The sequence below is a fragment of the Streptomyces sp. NPDC051109 genome, from assembly GCF_044455885.1.
GTDB lineage: Bacteria > Actinomycetota > Actinomycetes > Streptomycetales > Streptomycetaceae > Streptomyces.
The window spans coordinates 1-14976 of the sequence record NZ_JBITFF010000009.1 but is presented as its reverse complement, the minus strand read 5'-3'; the positions used below and the strand labels follow the sequence as shown (position 1 = coordinate 14976).

Sequence of the window (14976 nt, the reverse complement as noted above, 5' to 3'; positions counted from 1 at the left end):
CCGCGGCCGGGCACCCGCGGGGCCGCGCCGAGGCGGTCGGGCCTGCGAGCGCCGCCATTGCGCCGCGTGCTCGGCGAAGACGTCGCCCAGCTGGCGGCCGGCCTTCAGGTGGTCCGGGTCGTGGGCTGGACCACCTCGCGGCCGGAACGGGTCTCCGGCGTCCTCCCGGCCTCGTCCGGCGGACGCCCGCCCGCCCACCGGACGGGGCCGTCCGGGCTACCGGCCCCCGGCGTGGTGCGGTTCCTCGTACGGGTCGGCGTACAGCGCGTCGATCAGGGCGCCGTACTTCTCCCGGACCACCCGGCGGCGCAGTTTCAGCGAGGGGGTGAGTTCCCCGGACCCGGGGCCCCACTCCTGCGTCAGCAGCCGGTACCGCTTGATCTGCTCGGTCCGGTTGAGCCGGGCGTTGGCCGCGTCGACCGCGGCGGCGATCTCCTCCCGGACCGCCGGGTGCTCGGCGAGCCCGGCGAGCGAGCCGGCCTCGATGCCGCGGGCCGCCGCCCAGGCCGGGGCCACCTCCGCGTCCAGCACCAGCAGGGCGACGAGGTAGGAGCGGCCGTCGCCGTGCACCATGGCCTGGCCGATCAGCGGATGCTCCTTGACGGTGTTCTCCACCAGGGCCGGCGAGACGTTCTTGCCGTTCGAGGTGATGATGAGTTCCTTCTTGCGGTCGGTCAGCCAGAGGAACCCGTCCTCGTCGAGCCGGCCGACGTCCCCCGTCGGGAACCAGCCGTCGGCGTCGTGCGCGCTCTCCACCGACCCGTCGGGCCGCAGGTACCCGGCGAAGACGGTCGCGCCCCGCGTGAGGATCTCCCCGTCCTCGGCGAGCCGCAGTTCCAGCCCCTCGATCGGCCGCCCCACCGAGCCCAGCCGGAAGCCGTCGGGGCTGTTGATCGTGCACACGCCCGAGGTCTCGGTGAGCCCCCAGGCGTCCATGATGGTGATCCCCCAGCCCGCCCAGAACCGGACGACGTCGATGGGCATCGGCGCGGTGGCGCTGGCCGTCCACACCAGCCGGTCCAGCCCGGCCAGGCCCAGCAGCGGGTCGAGCACCTGCTCCTTCGCCCGGGCGTACGCGGCTTCGAGCGCGGCCGGGATCCGCTCGCCCCGCTCGCGGTGGCCGGCCCGGGCGCGGGCGAGGTCGTTCGCCGCCTCGATGGACTCCCGCTGCGCCGCCGGAAGCTGCGCCAGCACCGCCCGTACGGACGCGGCGAGCTTCTCCCAGACCCGGGGCACACCGAAGAACTGCACCGGGTGCAGCTCGCGTACGGCGGCGCCCACGGCGGCCGGGTCGGCGACGAGCCGGACGTGCGCGGCCCGCAGCAGCGGCAGGTAGATGCCGAGGATCCGCTCGGCGATGTGCGCGAACGGCAGGTAGCAGATGTGCTCGGCGTGCTCGGGCAGGTCCGTGCGCCCGTCGATGCGGACGGCCTGGAGCATGATGTTGCGGTGGGTCAGCCGCACGCCCTTGGGGTCGCCGGTGGTACCGGAGGTGTAGACGACGGTCAGCGGGTCCTCGGGGCGGGTCTCCCGCCAGGCCTTCTCGAAGGCGTCGGGGCGGTGCGCACGGGCACCGCTCGCGTGCAGGGAGCCGTAGGTGCGGTGCGGACCGGCTTCGGCGGCCTCGGCCACGACCAGCCGCTCCAGGGGCACCCGGGCGTCGGCGAGCAGCGGTTCCCAGCGGGCCAGCTCGCCCGCGCCTTCGAGGACGGCGACCCGGGCCCGGCTGTGCCGGGCGATGTGGGCGATCTGCTCGGGCGCGGAGGTCCCGTACACGGTGACGGGGACGGCGCCGAGGTGGACGAGGGCGAGGTCGGTCAGCCAGTGCTCGGGGCGGTTGCCCATCATGATCAGGACGTGTTCGCCGCGTTCTATGCCGAGGGCGGCGTATCCGGAGGCGAGGACGGCGACCTTGCGGCGGACCTCGGTCCAGTCGAGGGTCGTCCAGCCGTCGCCCTCGCGCCAGGAGAGGGCGGGGAGAGCGCCGTACTCGGCGGCGTTGCGGGCCAGCAGGGCGGGGATCGTGAGCTCTTCGGGTCGTCCGGGCAGTCGCAGTTTCATGGTCATGGGCAGCTCCTGGCCGTTTCACATCGTTGGTGCGACAGCAATACTGTTGAACCCAAGCTGTGGAGCAGAGAGCGAGGCGCAGACGATGGCCGACCAGGCACCCGAGCCGATGCTCACCGTCGACGAGCTGGCGGCCCGGGCGGGCGTCACCGTGCGCACCGTTCGTTTCTACAGCACGCGCGGGCTTTTGCCCCCTCCCGTGATCGGCCCTCGTCGGGTGGGGCACTACGGACCGGAACACCTCTCGCGGCTGGCGCTGATCGAGGAACTCCAGCACCAGGGCATGACGTTGTCCGCCATCGAGCGCTATCTGGACGCGCTGCCCGACGACCTGAGCGCGCACGACCTGGCGATCCACCGCGCGATGGTGTCCAGTTGGGCTCCGGACGCGCCGCAGGACGTGTCGCGGGAGGAGCTGGAGAAGCGGGCGGGCCGGAGCCTGTCGGACACCGACGTCCGGCGGCTGGCGGCGATGAACGTGCTGGCGCCGGCCGGGGAGGGCTTCCGGGTGGACGTGGGGCTGCTGCGGCTGGGGGTCGCCCTGCTGGACGTGCCGATCGCGCACGAGACGATCCTGGCGGCGCGCAAGGTGCTGCTGGAGCACGCGCGGACGGCGGCGCACGAGCTGACGGCGCTCTTCCGGGACGAGGTGTGGAGTCCGTTCACGCGGGACGAGAGCGATCCGGAGCGGGTGGAGTCGATGAAGGCGCTGTCCGCGCACATGCAGCCGATGGTGGTGCAGGCGCTGGTGACCGCGTTCCAGCGGTCGCTGAAGGAGGAACTGCGGGCGGCGTTCGTCTCGGAGTCGGCCGACTCCGGGTGAACGCCGCCCGCGGCGGGTGCTACGGGTTTGACGGGGTCAGTCGGCGTACGTCTCGCCGCGCTCGGCCTTCGCGACGAGCGAGGCCGGCGGGGTGAACCGCTCGCCGTACTGTGCGGCCAGCTCCCGGGCGCGGGCCACGAAGCCCGCGAGACCGCCCTCGTAGCCGTTGATGTACTGGATGACGCCGCCGGTCCAGGCCGGGAAGCCGATGCCCATGACGGAGCCGATGTTGGCGTCGGCGATCGAGGTCAGGACGCCCTCGTCGAGGCAGCGGACGGTGTCCAGGGCCTCGGAGAAGAGCATCCGCTCCTTCATGTCCTCGAAGGGGATCTCCGCGTCCGGCTTCGCGAAGTGCTCGCGCAGGCCCGGCCAGATACCGGCGCGCTTGCCGCTCTCGTCGTACTCGTAGAAGCCGGCCCCGCCGCTGCGGCCGGGGCGGCCGAACTCGTCGACCATCCGGTCGATGACCATGTCCGCGGGGTGCGCGGTCCACGAGCGGCCCTCGGCCTCGAAGGCCTTGCGGGTCTCGTTGCGGATCTTGCGCGGGAGGGTGAGGGTGAGCTCGTCCATCAGGGAGAGCACCTTGGCCGGGTAGCCGGCCTGGGCCGCGGCCTGCTCGACGGAGGCGGGCTCCACGCCCTCGCCGACCATCGCCACGCCCTCGTTGATGAACTGGCCGATGACGCGCGAGGTGAAGAAGCCGCGCGAGTCGTTGACGACGATCGGGGTCTTGTTGATCTGCCGTACGAGGTCGAAGGCGCGGGCGATGGCCTCGTCGCCGGTGCGCTCGCCCTTGATGATCTCCACGAGCGGCATCTTGTCGACGGGCGAGAAGAAGTGCAGTCCGATGAAGTCCCCGGGGCGCGAAACCCCTTCCGCGAGGCCCGTGATGGGCAGCGTGGAGGTGTTGGAGCAGAGCAGCGCGTCGGGGGCGATGACGTCCTGGATCTCCTGGAACACCTTGTGCTTGAGGGAGGTGTCCTCGAAGACGGCCTCGATGACGGCGTCGCAGCCCGCCAGGTCGGCGGCGTCGGCGGTCGGGGTGATCCGGGCCAGCAGCTCGGCGCGCTGGGCCTCGGTGCTGCGGCCGCGGGAGACGGCCTTGTCGAGCAGCTTCTCGGAGTACGCCTTGCCCTTGGCGGCGGCCTCCGGTGTGACGTCCTTCAGCACCACCTCGATGCCCGCGCGGGCGCAGGAGTACGCGATGCCCGCGCCCATCATGCCGGCGCCGAGGACGGCGACCTTGCCGACCTTCCGCGGCTCGATGCCCTGCGGGCGGCTGCGGCCGGCGTTGACGGCCTGGAGGTCGAAGAAGAACGCCTGGATCATGTTCTTGGCGGTCTGCCCGGTGACCAGCTCGGTGAAGTAGCGGGCCTCGATGGTCAGCGCGGTCTCGAAGTCCACTTGGGCGCCCTCGACGGCGCAGGCCAGGATGTTGCGCGGGGCCGGGTACGGGGCCCCGTTCAGCTGCTTCTTCAGGTTGGCCGGGAAGGCCGGGAGGTTGGCGGCGAACTTCGGGTTCGACGGGGTGCCGCCCGGGATCCGGTAGCCGGGGACGTCCCAGGGCTGCTTCGACTCGGGGTTGGCGTCGATGAAGGCGCGGGCCTTGGCCAGCATCTCCTCGGGGGTGGCGGCCAGTTCGTGGACGAGGCCGTTGTCGAGGGCGCGCTGCGGGTTGTACTGGGTGCCCTGGAGCAGGACCTTGAGCAGCGCGTCGGCGATGCCCATGAGGCGCACCGTACGGGTGACGCCGCCGCCGGCCGGGAGCAGGCCGAGGGTGACCTCGGGCAGGCCGATCTTGGAGCCGGGCGCGTCGAGGGCGATGCGGTGGTGGGACGCGAGGCAGATCTCGTAACCGCCGCCGAGGGCGGCTCCGTTGATGGCGGCGACGACGGGCTTGCCGAGGGTCTCGATGCGGCGCAGCGAGCCCTTGATCGCGGTGCCGGTCTCGAAGGCGAGCTGCGCGTGCTCGGGGCGCAGGCCGATCATTTCCTTGAGGTCGCCGCCCGCGAAGAAGGTCTTCTTCGCGGAGGTGTAGATGATGCCGCGGATGGAGTCCTTCTCGGCCTCGGCGCGGTCGGCGATCGCCGCGATGGAGTCCTTGAAGGCCTGGTTCATCGTGTTGGCGGACTGGTCGGGGTCGTCGAGGATCAGGGTGACGACGCCGGTCTCGTCCTGTTCCCAGCGGATCGTGGTGGACTCGCTCATGTTCTCGCTACTTCCGTGTCTGAGAGGAGGTCAGGGGGATACAGGACGCGGTTCAGAGGCGCTCGACGATGGTGGCGACGCCCATGCCGCCGCCGACGCAGAGGGTGACGAGCCCGTAGCGCTTGTCCTGGCGCTCCAGTTCGTCGATGACGGTGCCGAGCAGCATCGCGCCGGTGGCGCCGAGCGGGTGGCCGAGTGCGATGGAGCCGCCGTTGACGTTGACCTTGTCGAGGGAGACGCCCATGTCCTTGACGAAGCGCAGGACGACGCCGGCGAAGGCCTCGTTCATCTCGATCAGGTCGATGTCGTCGATGGTCAGGCCGGCCTTGGCGAGGGCCTTGCGGGTGGCCGGCGCGGGGCCGGTGAGCATGATGGTGGGCTCGGAGCCGGAGACGGCGCCCGAGACGATCCGGGCCCGGGGCGCCAGGCCGTTCCGCTCGCCCGCCTCGCGGGTGCCGATCGCGACGAGCGAGGCGCCGTCGACGATGCCGGAGGAGTTGCCCGCGTGGTGGACGTGGTCGATCTTCTCGATCCAGTGGTACTTCTGCAGGGCGACGGCGTCGAAGCCGCCGAGGTCGCCGATGTCCGCGAAGGACGGCTTGAGCTTCGCGAGGGTGTCGGCGGTGGTGCCGGGGCGGACGAACTCCTCGTGGTCCAGGACGACCAGGCCGTTGCGGTCGGTGACCGGGACGACGGACTTCGCGAAGCGGCCGTCCTTGACGGCGGTGGCGGCCCGCTCCTGGGAGAGGGCGGCGTACTCGTCGACGTCGCGCCGGGAGAAGCCCTCGATGGTGGCGATGAGGTCGGCGCCGATGCCCTGCGGGACGAAGCCGGTGTCCCAGTTGGTCATGGGGTCGTTGAACCAGGCGCCGCCGTCGGAGGCCATCGGGACGCGGGACATGGACTCCACTCCGCCCGCGAGGACGAGGTCCTCCCAGCCCGAGCGGACCTTGGCGGCGGCCAGGTTGACGGCCTCCAGGCCGGAGGCGCAGAAGCGGTTCTCCTGTACGCCGGCCACCGTGTCCGGGAGTCCGGCGGCGATGGCCGCGATCCGGGCGATGTCGGAGCCCTGGTCGCCGACCGGGCCGACGACACCGAGGACGATGTCGTCGATGGTGGCCGGGTCCAGGCCGGGGTTGCGCTCGCGCAGGGCGTTGATGAGGCCGACGACCAGGTCGATCGGCTTGGTGCCGTGCAGGGCGCCGTTGGCCTTGCCGCGGCCGCGCGGCGTGCGGATCGCGTCGTATACGTACGCTTCGGTGCTCACTGGTCAAGCCTTTCGGGGAGAGGTCGTGCGTTAGCCGAGGAGGGAGCGGCCGATGATCTCTTTCATGATCTCGGTCGTGCCGCCGTAGATGGTCTGGATGCGGCCGTCGGTGAAGGCCCGGGCGACCCGGTACTCGCTCATGTATCCGTAACCGCCGTGCAGTTGGAGGCAGCGGTCCGCGACCCGCTTCTGGAGCTCGGTCGCCCACCACTTGGCCATCGAGGCGTGGACGTGGTCCAGCTCCCCGTTGGAGTGGTCGACGATGCAGCGGTCGAGGAAGGTGCGGGTGACGGCGCACTCGGTGGCCATCTCCGCTATCTCGAAGCGGACGTGCTGGAGCTTGGAGAGCGGCCGTCCGAAGGCCTCGCGCTCCTTCACGTACTGCGTGGTGATCTCCAGCAGGTGCTCTGCGGCGGCGATGCCGGCCATCGCGATGCCCATCCGCTCCTGCGCGAGATTGGTCATCAGGTGGACGAAGGCCCCGTTCAGCTCGCCGAGCAGGTTCTCCTTGGGGACGCGTACGTCGTGGAAGAACAGCTCGGCGGTGTCCTGCGCCTTCTGCCCGATCTTGTCGAGGTTGCGGCCGCGCTCGAAGCCCTCCGCGCCCCGCTCGACCACGAGCAGCGACAGGCCGTGCGCCCCGCCCTCCGGGGTGGTCTTCGCGACCACGACCACCAGGTCGGCCAGGATGCCGTTGGAGATGAAGGTCTTGGAGCCGTTGAGCACCCAGTGGTCGCCCCGGTCCTCGGCGCTGGTCCGGATCCCCTGGAGGTCGGAGCCCGCGCCCGGCTCGGTCATCGCGATGGCGGTGATGGTCTCGCCGGAGCAGAAGCCGGGCAGCCAGCGCCGCTTCTGCTCCTCGGTGGCGAGCGAGGTCAGGTACGGGCCGATGATGTCGTTGTGCAGGCCGATCGCGAGCCCGGCCGCGCCCGCCCGGGTGAACTCCTCGGCGATCACGGCGGCGTAGCGGAAGTCGGTGTTCCCCCCGCCCCCGTACTCCTCCGGGACGGCCAGCCCCAGCAGGCCCTGTCGGCCCGCGGCCCGCCAGGCCTCACGGCTGACGATGCCGTCCTTCTCCCACTGGTCGTAGTGCGGCAGCACCTCCTTGGTGAGGAAGGTGCGGACCGTTTCGCGGAACGCCTCGTGGTCGGCGTCGAAGATGCGGCGTTGCATCGGGGCCCCCTAGAGCCAGCTCTTGACGGTTTCGATCAGCCGGGCCGGCTCGGCTCCGACGGGTGTGACGTTGAGCATGGTGACGCCCGCCTCCCGGAAGGCCTCGACCCGCTCGCGTACGTAGCCCTCCGGTCCGCAGAGCGTCATGAGTTCGCAGAACTCGTCCGGTACGGCGGCCGCCGCATCGCGCTTGCGGCCGGAGAGGTAGAGCTCCTGGATCTTCCGGGCCTCCTCCCCGTACCCGTAGGCGACGGCGAGGTCGTTGTAGAAGTTCTTGCCGACGGCGCCCATCCCGCCCACGTACAGCGCGATCTGCGGGCGCGCGAGGTCCCGTACGGCGGCGGCGTCCTCGCCGATCGCGAGCAGCCCGCCGGCCACGGTCTGCAGCGGGCCGAGCTCCGGGGCGCGCAGGGCCGCGCCCTCGGCGAGGGCGCTCCCCCACACGGCGTGGGCCTTCTCGGGGAGGAACAGGGTGGGAAGCCAGCCGTCGGCGATCTCGGCGGTCATCCGCACGTTCGCGGGACCGAGCGAGGCGATGTACACGGGGACGGCGTCGCGGACCGGCCGGGTGAGGATCTTCAGCGGCTTGCCGTGCCGGCCGCCCTTCCCGGGCGGCAGCGGCATGTCGGTGATGCCGTGGTGGTCGATGGTCTCGCGGCGCCAGATCCTGCGGCACAGCTCGACGGTCTCGCGGGTCCGGCCGATCGGCTTGTCGTACGGCTTCCCGTGCCAGCCCTCGACCACCTGCGGGCCGGAGGCGCCGAGGCCCAGCAGCGCCCGGCCGCCGGAGAGCGCGTCCAGTCCGGCGGCCGTCTGGGCGATGAGGGCCGGGGTGCGCGAGTAGACGTTGAGGATGGCCGAGCCGATCTTCATCCGCTCGGTGCGGGCGGCGAGGTAGCCCATGATCGTCGGGGAGTCGAAGCCCCAGGCCTCGGCGACCCACACGGCGTCGAGCCCCGCCGCCTCCAGCGCCGCCGCCTCATCGGCGGCCCGGCGCGGGTCCCCGGCGTAGTCGAGCATCATGGACAGTTCCATCAGGCCTCTTTCCCGAGCAGGGCCGGTACGTCCCAGTCGCGGGCCACGGATTCGGTGTGCGCACCGGGCAGGGCGGGGCCCGCGGCGATCGCGGCCGGGGTGGCCGAGAACCGGGGCGCGGGGGCGGGCTGGGTGATCCCGCCGACGTCGGTGAAGGTGGCGCGGGCGGCGAGGTGCGGATGCTGCGGCGCCTCGCGCAGGGAGAGCACCGGGGCCACGCACGCGTCGGTGCCCTCGAACACCGCCGTCCACTCCTGGCGCGTATGGGACTTGAAGCGGGCGGCGACGGCCTCGCGGAGCTCGCCCCAGCGGGCCGGGTCCTTGCGGGCCGGGGCCTCGTCCTTGATGCCGAGCAGCTCGACGAAGGTGTCGTAGAACTGCTGCTCCAGCGCGCCGACCGCCATGTACCCGCCGTCGGAGGTCTCGTACGTGCCGTAGAACGGGCAGCCTCCGTCGAGGAGGTTGGCGCCGCGCCGGTCCTGCCAGCCGCCGGCCGCCATCATGCCGTGGATCATGGCGGTGAGGTGGGCGGTGCCGTCGACGATGGCCGCGTCGACGACCTGGCCGGCGCCGTCGGGGGTGCGGGCGTGCTGGAGCGCCGCGAGGACGCCGATGACCAGGTAGAGCGAGCCGCCCGCGTAGTCCCCGACGAGGTTGGCGGGGACGGCCGGCGCCTCCCCCGGCTTTCCGATCATGCCGAGGGCGCCGGTGACGGCGATGTACGCGATGTCGTGCCCGGCGGTGTGCGCGAGCGGACCGTCCTGGCCCCAGCCGGTCATCCGGCCGTAGACGAGCTTCGGGTTGCGGGCGTGGCAGTCGGCGGGTCCGACGCCGAGCCGCTCGGCGACCCCGGGCCGGAAGCCCTCGATCAGCACGTCGGCCCGCTCGACGAGGTCCAGCACGCGGGCGGGGCCCCCGGCGGACTTCAGGTCGACCAGGACCGACCGCTTGCCGCGGTTGGTGACGTCGTACGTGGGGTCGACCGCGAGCCCGCCGCCGCCGGGCCGGTCCACCCGTACGACGTCGGCCCCCAGGTCGGCGAGGAGCATGGCGGCGAACGGGCCCGGGCCGATGCCCGCCAGTTCGACGACGCGCACGCCCGCGAGCGGACCGGCGCCGGGCGTGCGGCCCGGCCCGCCGGGCACGTTCCCTGTCACTGCCATCGAGCCCCCAGCATCCGTAGCGTCCGCGGCGCGCCTTTGTGTGACACAACTGATGTAACACCAGCGATGCTAGGAACGCGTTCCACTCAGCACAAGAGCAACCGCTTAGCCGGTTGCCTCGTTTCGCGCGCCGGGACCCGTCTCCCGCCGCGCGTCGAGCTCCTTGAGGTGCCGCTTGAGGGCGACGGTGCGGTAGCTCTCCTCCACCCATTCGCACAGCACGTCGAGGGGCGGCGCCCCCTTCTCCCCCAGCGGCACGGAGACCCAGCCGGCCCTCCCCAGGCCGTAACCGGTCGGTTCCGCCCCCGGCGCGGTCATGGCGTGGCCGTGCAGCGCCTCGTCCTTGAGCTTCACGGAGAGCCCGGGCGCCTGCGGGCCGTCGGCGCTGCCCAGGAACACGAAGATCTTCTTGTTGACCTTCACGACGCAGTCCTCGGGCCCCCAGGGAAACTCGATCGCGGCCTCCGGCAGCCCTCGGGCAAACTCCCGCACCGCCTCCCACTTGCGCACCGCAGCCTTCACCGATGCCTCCCTCACCACAGCTCACACGCGCTCACACACGCCCGCACGGACAGTCCCTGCCCACGCTAGCGCCGCGCCCCGGCACGGGCCGGGAACCGACGACGTCCTTTCCCGGCCGGGGCGGTCGGGCACGCCCCCGGCGGGTCGAGGCCCCCCTCGCGCCGTCGATTACCGGAACCGGAGCGACGGCGACATCGGCCCCGCCGTCCACCTTTTCGGGGCCTACCCGGACAACTGGTCAGAGAACATGAAACCCCTGATCACAGCGGAGGGGGATGACTTCCAGGCAGCTTTCGAGGCACTTCCCGCAGCTGCCCGAACTTAACCCGGGGGGCCTCAAGCGGAACGTCAGGAGCTATGTAATCTGAGCGAGCTTTCAGCCCTGACCAAGGGCTCACGGAACATAGGGGGCTCGGTGTCCTACCGCCGACTCGCAGCATCTGCGGCCGTCTTCGCGGCCGGCATTTCTCTCATACCGGGCATGGCACACGCGGCCGACGCGAACCCCGGCGACGCCCAGGGCATCAGCAAGCCCGATCTGGCCCAGGACGGCCTGAAGGACACCACCAAGTTCTCCAGCCCGGCCGACCGGTCGATCCGGAAGAGCACACCGGTCCCCACGGGCAAGCTCGCGGCCGCTCCCATGGCGGAGACCGCCGGCGCCGCCAACCCGACCCTCGCGGTCGGCCTGGACGCGTTCGCCGTTTCCGCGCACACGGTCGAGCTGGACAGCTCCGTCACCAGCGCGTCCACCCCGCTCGACATCAGCATCGCCTGGGGCGACGGGGCCACCACCGCCGCGTCGGCCTCCGGCACGCAGGTCGTGTCCTCCGAGCACACCTACGCGGAGCTCGGCACCTACACCGTCAAGGTCACCGTGACGGACAAGGCGGCCAACACCTCGGTCACCAACGAGGTGGCGTTCACGACCGCCGGCTCGGACTACACCCCGTACGGCCCGACCCGTCTGCTGGACACCCGCAACGGCACCGGCGCGCCCAAGAGCAAGGTCGCCGCGTACACCTCCGCACACCTGAAGATCGGCGGGAACGGCGGCATCCCCGCCGGCGTCACCGCGGTGGTCCTCAACGTCACCGTCACCGGCACCACCAGCGGCGGCCACGTCACCGCCTTCGCCGACGGCGACGGGCGTCCGAGCACCTCGAACGTCAACTTCGTCCCCGGCCAGACGGTCCCGAACCTGGTCATCGTGCCGGTCGGCCCGAACGGCTACGTCAACCTCTACAACGGCGGCTGGGAGTCGGTCGACCTCATCGCCGACGTCACCGGCTACTTCACGCAGACGGCCTCCAGCGGCTACACCCCGCTGGCGCCGCAGCGGTTCGTCGACACCCGCAGCGGCACGGGCACCGCCAAGGGCCAGCTCGCCGGGTACGGGTCCTTCAGCACCCAGATCACGGGCCTGGGCAAGGTGCCGGCCTCCGGCGTCACCGCCGTGGCGCTCAACGTGACCGTCACCAACCCGCGCAGCGACGGCCACCTGACCGTCTTCCCGAGCGGCCAGCAGGCCCCGACCGCGTCCAACGTGAACTTCACGACCGGCCAGACCATCGCCAACTCGGTGATCGTCCCGGTCGGCCCCGACGGCAAGATCAGCATCCGCAACGGCGGCTGGAACCCGGCCGACGTCATCGTCGACGTCGTCGGCTATTACAGCCCGCAGAGCAAGGGCTCCTACCTGCCCTTCACCCCGGAGCGGATGCTCGACACCCGTGACCCCGAGAGCCCGGTCTACGGGCCGCTGGGCGGCCGCGACTACATCTACGCGCCGATGGGCGAGCCCGGCTCCGGCATCACGGGCTTCGTGCTGAACGCCACGGTGACCAACACCAAGGACAGCGGCTTCCTCGCGGTCTCCCCGGACCCGAACACGCTGGACGAGTACGACAACGACGCGGCGAGCCAGCCGACGCCGCCCACCTCCTCCACCCTGAACTGGACGACCGGCAAGACCGTCCCGAACCTGGTCCAGGCGAGCACCGGCGGCACCGGCCTCGTCGACTTCTGGAACCAGAGCGACGGCGACACCGACCTCATCGTCGACGTCTTCGGGCTGTACCAGGAGAACTGACCCACCGCGCCCGGCGCCGCTCACAGCGCCCCGGGAACGGCCGTCCAGGCCGCTCCCGGGGCGCTGTTCTGCGTACGGGGGGTGCGGGTTAGCCTCAGCCACCGACAGGAGTGGGAGGAGCCGTGATGGACGAAGAGGTTCGGCAGGCCGACGGAACCGCGGAACTCGAACACGGGCCTGGGCGTGAGCTCGGGCGCGAGCGCGAGCGCTCCTACGACGTGGTGCTCTTCGGGGCGACCGGTTTCGTCGGGGCCCTCACCGCCGAGTACCTCGCCGCGCACGCCCCCGCCGGCTGCCGGTGGGCCCTGGCGGGGCGCGACCTCGGGAAGCTGGAGCGGCTGCGCGAGCGGCTGACCCTGCTCGACCCCGGCTGCGCGTCACTGCCCCTGCTGCGCGCGGATGCCGGGGACGCGCAGGGCGTACGGGAACTGGCCGCCTCCACCCGGGTCCTGGCCACGACCGTCGGACCGTACGTCCTCTACGGAGCGGAGCTGGTCGCCGCCTGCGCGGCGGCGGGCACGGACTACGTGGACCTCACCGGCGAGCCGGAATTCGTGGACCGGACGTACGTCGAGCACGACGCCCGGGCCCGGGAGACCGGCGCGCGGCTCGTGCACGCCTGCGGCTTCGACTCGATCCCCGCCGACCTCGGCGCGTACTTCACGGTGGGGCAGCTGCCCGAGGGCGTCCCGCTCCGGGTGGACGGGTTCATGCGCTCCAACGCGACGTTCTCCGGCGGGACCCTGGCCTCCGCCCTGACCGCCATGGGCCGCGGACCGCAGACCCTGGCCGCGGCGCAGGAGCGCCGTCTGCACGAGCCCCGGCTGCCGGGTCGCCGTGTACGGAGCCCCCTGGGCGCGCCGCGGTTCAGCCGGGAGACCGGCGCGTGGGCGCTGCCGCTGCCGACGCTGGACCACCGGGTCGTGACCCGCTCGGCGGCCGCGCTGGAGCGGTACGGGCCGGACTTCCGCTATCGGCAGTACGCCTCGGTGAAGCACCTTCCGGTCGCCGTGGGCGGTGCGGCGGCGGTCGGCGGAGCGGTGGCCCTGGCTCAGCTCCCGGCGGCGCGGCGGTGGCTGATGAGCCGCCGGGAGGCGGGCCAGGGCCCGGACGCCGAGCGGCGGGCGCGCAGCTGGTTCACGGTCCGGTTCGTCGGCGAGGGCGGCGGCAGCCGGGTGTTCACCGAGGTCTCGGGCGGCGACCCGGGATACGGGGAGACCGCCAAGATGCTGGCGGAGTCGGCGCTGTGCCTCGCGTACGACGCCCTGCCGGAGCGGGCCGGCCAGCTCACCACGGCGGTGGCGATGGGCGACGCCCTGCTGGACCGGCTCCAGAAGGCGGGGATCCGGTTCCGGGTGGCGGGCAGGCGGTAGCGGGCGGGGGCGGGCCGGGCGCGGGCCGGGGTCAGACGCGGGCCGGGGTCAGGCGCGGGCCGGGGTCAGGCGCGGGCCCGGGTCAGGAGGCTTCGCGCAGGGCCCGTCGGCAGAGGGAGTCGGCGTGCCGGGTGGACTCGGGGATCCGGAAGCGCGGGCTGAGCGCGAGGGCATGGGCGCAGGCGGTGTCGAGCGAGATCCGGTGGCCCACGGAGACGTACACCGGCTTGATCCCGTCCTGTGTGCGCAGGGCCCGGCCGACGACGGCGCCGTCGGCCGCGACCAGCGCGGCCGCGTCACCGCGCCGGTCCCCCGGCTCCTCGTACGTGAACGTGAAGGGGTTCTTCGCGACGCCCATGCTCGGCAGCCCGGTGACGACCCCGAGGTGGCAGGCAAGGCCGAAGCCGCGCGGGTGGGCGAGCCCGTAGCCGTCGCAGACGACCAGGTCGGGGGCGGCGGTGAGCGAGTCGAGCGCGGCCAGCACGGTGGGCAGCTCACGGAAGGCGAGGAGCCCGGGCACGTACGGGAAGCTGACGTGCCCGACGGCGGTCGCCTCCTCGACGACCTCAAGGGTGGCGGCGTCGAGGACGACGGCCGCGGCGGCGACCAGGTCGCGCTCGTCGTCGTAGGCGACGTCCACGCCCGCGACCAGCCCGAGCCCGGGCGGCGGACCGGCCTCGTCGAGCACCACACTCTTACGCAGTTCGTCCTGTATCGCCCGGGCCTCGGCCTCATCGGCGGGGGTCTTCACACTCGTCATGATGGTGCGAGAGTAGCCTGACGATCATGTTCGTCATGGAGCTCACCTACACCGCGCCCATCGAAGCCGTCGAGGACGAGCTGGACGCCCACATCGCGTGGCTGGACGGCTACTACGCCTCGGGCGTCTTCATCGCCTCGGGCCGCAAGGTCCCGCGCGAGGGCGGAATCATCATCGCCGCAGGCGTCTCGCGCGAGGAAGTCGAGCGCATCGCGGCGGAGGACCCCTTCATCCTGGCCGGCGTCTGCGAGTACCGCATCACGGAGTTCATCGCGTCGAAGACGTCGTCGGACTTGGCGGCGGTACGGGAGAACCCGGGGGTGTAGGGGGCGTTGGGGGCGGGGGTCGGGGTCGGTGAAGGTCGGGCCGGGGGCTTCGGGGGTCGGGACTCATGGGCTCGGGGTTGGTGGTGTGTCCGGGGGCGTCCCGTCAGTCCACTGTCCTTCCGTGTCGGGTCGGTCCGTCAAGGGCGCTCCCTGCGGTCGCGTCGCTT

At 72.2% G+C, this 14976-nt stretch carries 12 protein-coding genes; 4 read left to right on the top strand and 8 right to left on the bottom strand.

Annotated elements, in window-relative coordinates; translation table 11 throughout:
* Positions 1 to 216 precede the first annotated feature (216 nt).
* The gene (locus ACIBAD_RS18250) at positions 217 to 2067 is read right to left on the bottom strand and encodes an AMP-dependent synthetase/ligase (protein ID WP_134069818.1); all 1851 of its coding nucleotides are present in this window, start codon (positions 2065 to 2067) and stop codon (positions 217 to 219) included.
* An 85-nt stretch (positions 2068 to 2152) separates the two neighbouring features.
* On the opposite strand from ACIBAD_RS18250, the gene ACIBAD_RS18245 reads away from it, so the two are divergent.
* Positions 2153 to 2890 carry a MerR family transcriptional regulator gene (locus ACIBAD_RS18245; protein ID WP_134069820.1) on the top strand — a complete coding sequence of 246 codons (738 nt, stop codon included), beginning with the start codon at positions 2153 to 2155 and terminating at the stop codon, positions 2888 to 2890.
* Positions 2891 to 2926: 36 nt separating this feature from the next.
* Here ACIBAD_RS18245 and ACIBAD_RS18240 read toward each other — a convergent pair whose 3' ends face one another.
* From ACIBAD_RS18240 to ACIBAD_RS18215, 6 genes are all read right to left on the bottom strand, one after another.
* On the bottom strand, positions 2927 to 5098 hold the full coding sequence (locus ACIBAD_RS18240; RefSeq protein ID WP_134069822.1) for a 3-hydroxyacyl-CoA dehydrogenase NAD-binding domain-containing protein: 2172 nt from the start codon (positions 5096 to 5098) through the stop codon (positions 2927 to 2929).
* A gap of 52 nt (positions 5099 to 5150) precedes the next feature.
* Positions 5151 to 6365: an acetyl-CoA C-acetyltransferase gene (locus ACIBAD_RS18235; RefSeq protein WP_398907681.1), complete on the bottom strand. Its 1215-nt coding sequence runs from the start codon at positions 6363 to 6365 to the stop codon at positions 5151 to 5153.
* A gap of 30 nt (positions 6366 to 6395) precedes the next feature.
* The gene (locus tag ACIBAD_RS18230; protein ID WP_134069826.1) at positions 6396 to 7538 is read right to left on the bottom strand and encodes an acyl-CoA dehydrogenase family protein; all 1143 of its coding nucleotides are present in this window, start codon (positions 7536 to 7538) and stop codon (positions 6396 to 6398) included.
* 9 nt (positions 7539 to 7547) lie between these two features.
* Positions 7548 to 8573 (bottom strand): LLM class F420-dependent oxidoreductase, encoded by a 1026-nt coding sequence (locus ACIBAD_RS18225; RefSeq protein WP_134069828.1) that lies wholly within the window; start codon positions 8571 to 8573, stop codon positions 7548 to 7550.
* On the bottom strand, positions 8573 to 9736 hold the full coding sequence (locus ACIBAD_RS18220; RefSeq protein WP_398907680.1) for a CaiB/BaiF CoA transferase family protein: 1164 nt from the start codon (positions 9734 to 9736) through the stop codon (positions 8573 to 8575). Before ACIBAD_RS18220 ends, ACIBAD_RS18225 begins: the two co-directional genes overlap by 1 nt.
* A gap of 105 nt (positions 9737 to 9841) precedes the next feature.
* Complete coding sequence (locus tag ACIBAD_RS18215; protein WP_398907679.1) at positions 9842 to 10258, bottom strand: MmcQ/YjbR family DNA-binding protein; 417 nt, start codon at positions 10256 to 10258, stop codon at positions 9842 to 9844.
* 481 nt (positions 10259 to 10739) lie between these two features.
* On the opposite strand from ACIBAD_RS18215, the gene ACIBAD_RS18210 reads away from it, so the two are divergent.
* A complete protein-coding gene (locus ACIBAD_RS18210; RefSeq protein ID WP_398907678.1) occupies positions 10740 to 12350 on the top strand; it encodes a PKD domain-containing protein in 1611 nt (536 codons plus the stop codon).
* A 125-nt stretch (positions 12351 to 12475) separates the two neighbouring features.
* Positions 12476 to 13723 carry a saccharopine dehydrogenase family protein gene (locus ACIBAD_RS18205; protein ID WP_398907677.1) on the top strand — a complete coding sequence of 416 codons (1248 nt, stop codon included), beginning with the start codon at positions 12476 to 12478 and terminating at the stop codon, positions 13721 to 13723.
* An 82-nt stretch (positions 13724 to 13805) separates the two neighbouring features.
* Here ACIBAD_RS18205 and ACIBAD_RS18200 read toward each other — a convergent pair whose 3' ends face one another.
* Entirely contained in the window at positions 13806 to 14483 is a 678-nt protein-coding gene (locus ACIBAD_RS18200) for an endonuclease V (RefSeq protein WP_134069838.1), read from the bottom strand.
* Positions 14484 to 14509: 26 nt separating this feature from the next.
* On the opposite strand from ACIBAD_RS18200, the gene ACIBAD_RS18195 reads away from it, so the two are divergent.
* Entirely contained in the window at positions 14510 to 14809 is a 300-nt protein-coding gene (locus ACIBAD_RS18195) for a YciI family protein (protein ID WP_134069840.1), read from the top strand.
* Positions 14810 to 14976 lie beyond the last annotated feature (167 nt).

Coding starts and splice junctions, on each gene's coding strand:
- ACIBAD_RS18250 (WP_134069818.1), bottom strand. CDS start 2,067: ATGACCATGAAACTGCGACTGCCCGGACGACCCGAAGAGCTCACGATC.
- ACIBAD_RS18245 (WP_134069820.1), top strand. CDS start 2,153: ATGGCCGACCAGGCACCCGAGCCGATGCTCACCGTCGACGAGCTGGCG.
- ACIBAD_RS18240 (WP_134069822.1), bottom strand. CDS start 5,098: ATGAGCGAGTCCACCACGATCCGCTGGGAACAGGACGAGACCGGCGTC.
- ACIBAD_RS18230 (WP_134069826.1), bottom strand. CDS start 7,538: ATGCAACGCCGCATCTTCGACGCCGACCACGAGGCGTTCCGCGAAACG.
- ACIBAD_RS18225 (WP_134069828.1), bottom strand. CDS start 8,573: ATGGAACTGTCCATGATGCTCGACTACGCCGGGGACCCGCGCCGGGCC.
- ACIBAD_RS18220 (WP_398907680.1), bottom strand. CDS start 9,736: ATGGCAGTGACAGGGAACGTGCCCGGCGGGCCGGGCCGCACGCCCGGC.
- ACIBAD_RS18210 (WP_398907678.1), top strand. CDS start 10,740: ATGGCACACGCGGCCGACGCGAACCCCGGCGACGCCCAGGGCATCAGC.
- ACIBAD_RS18205 (WP_398907677.1), top strand. CDS start 12,476: ATGGACGAAGAGGTTCGGCAGGCCGACGGAACCGCGGAACTCGAACAC.
- ACIBAD_RS18200 (WP_134069838.1), bottom strand. CDS start 14,483: ATGACGAGTGTGAAGACCCCCGCCGATGAGGCCGAGGCCCGGGCGATA.
- ACIBAD_RS18195 (WP_134069840.1), top strand. CDS start 14,510: ATGTTCGTCATGGAGCTCACCTACACCGCGCCCATCGAAGCCGTCGAG.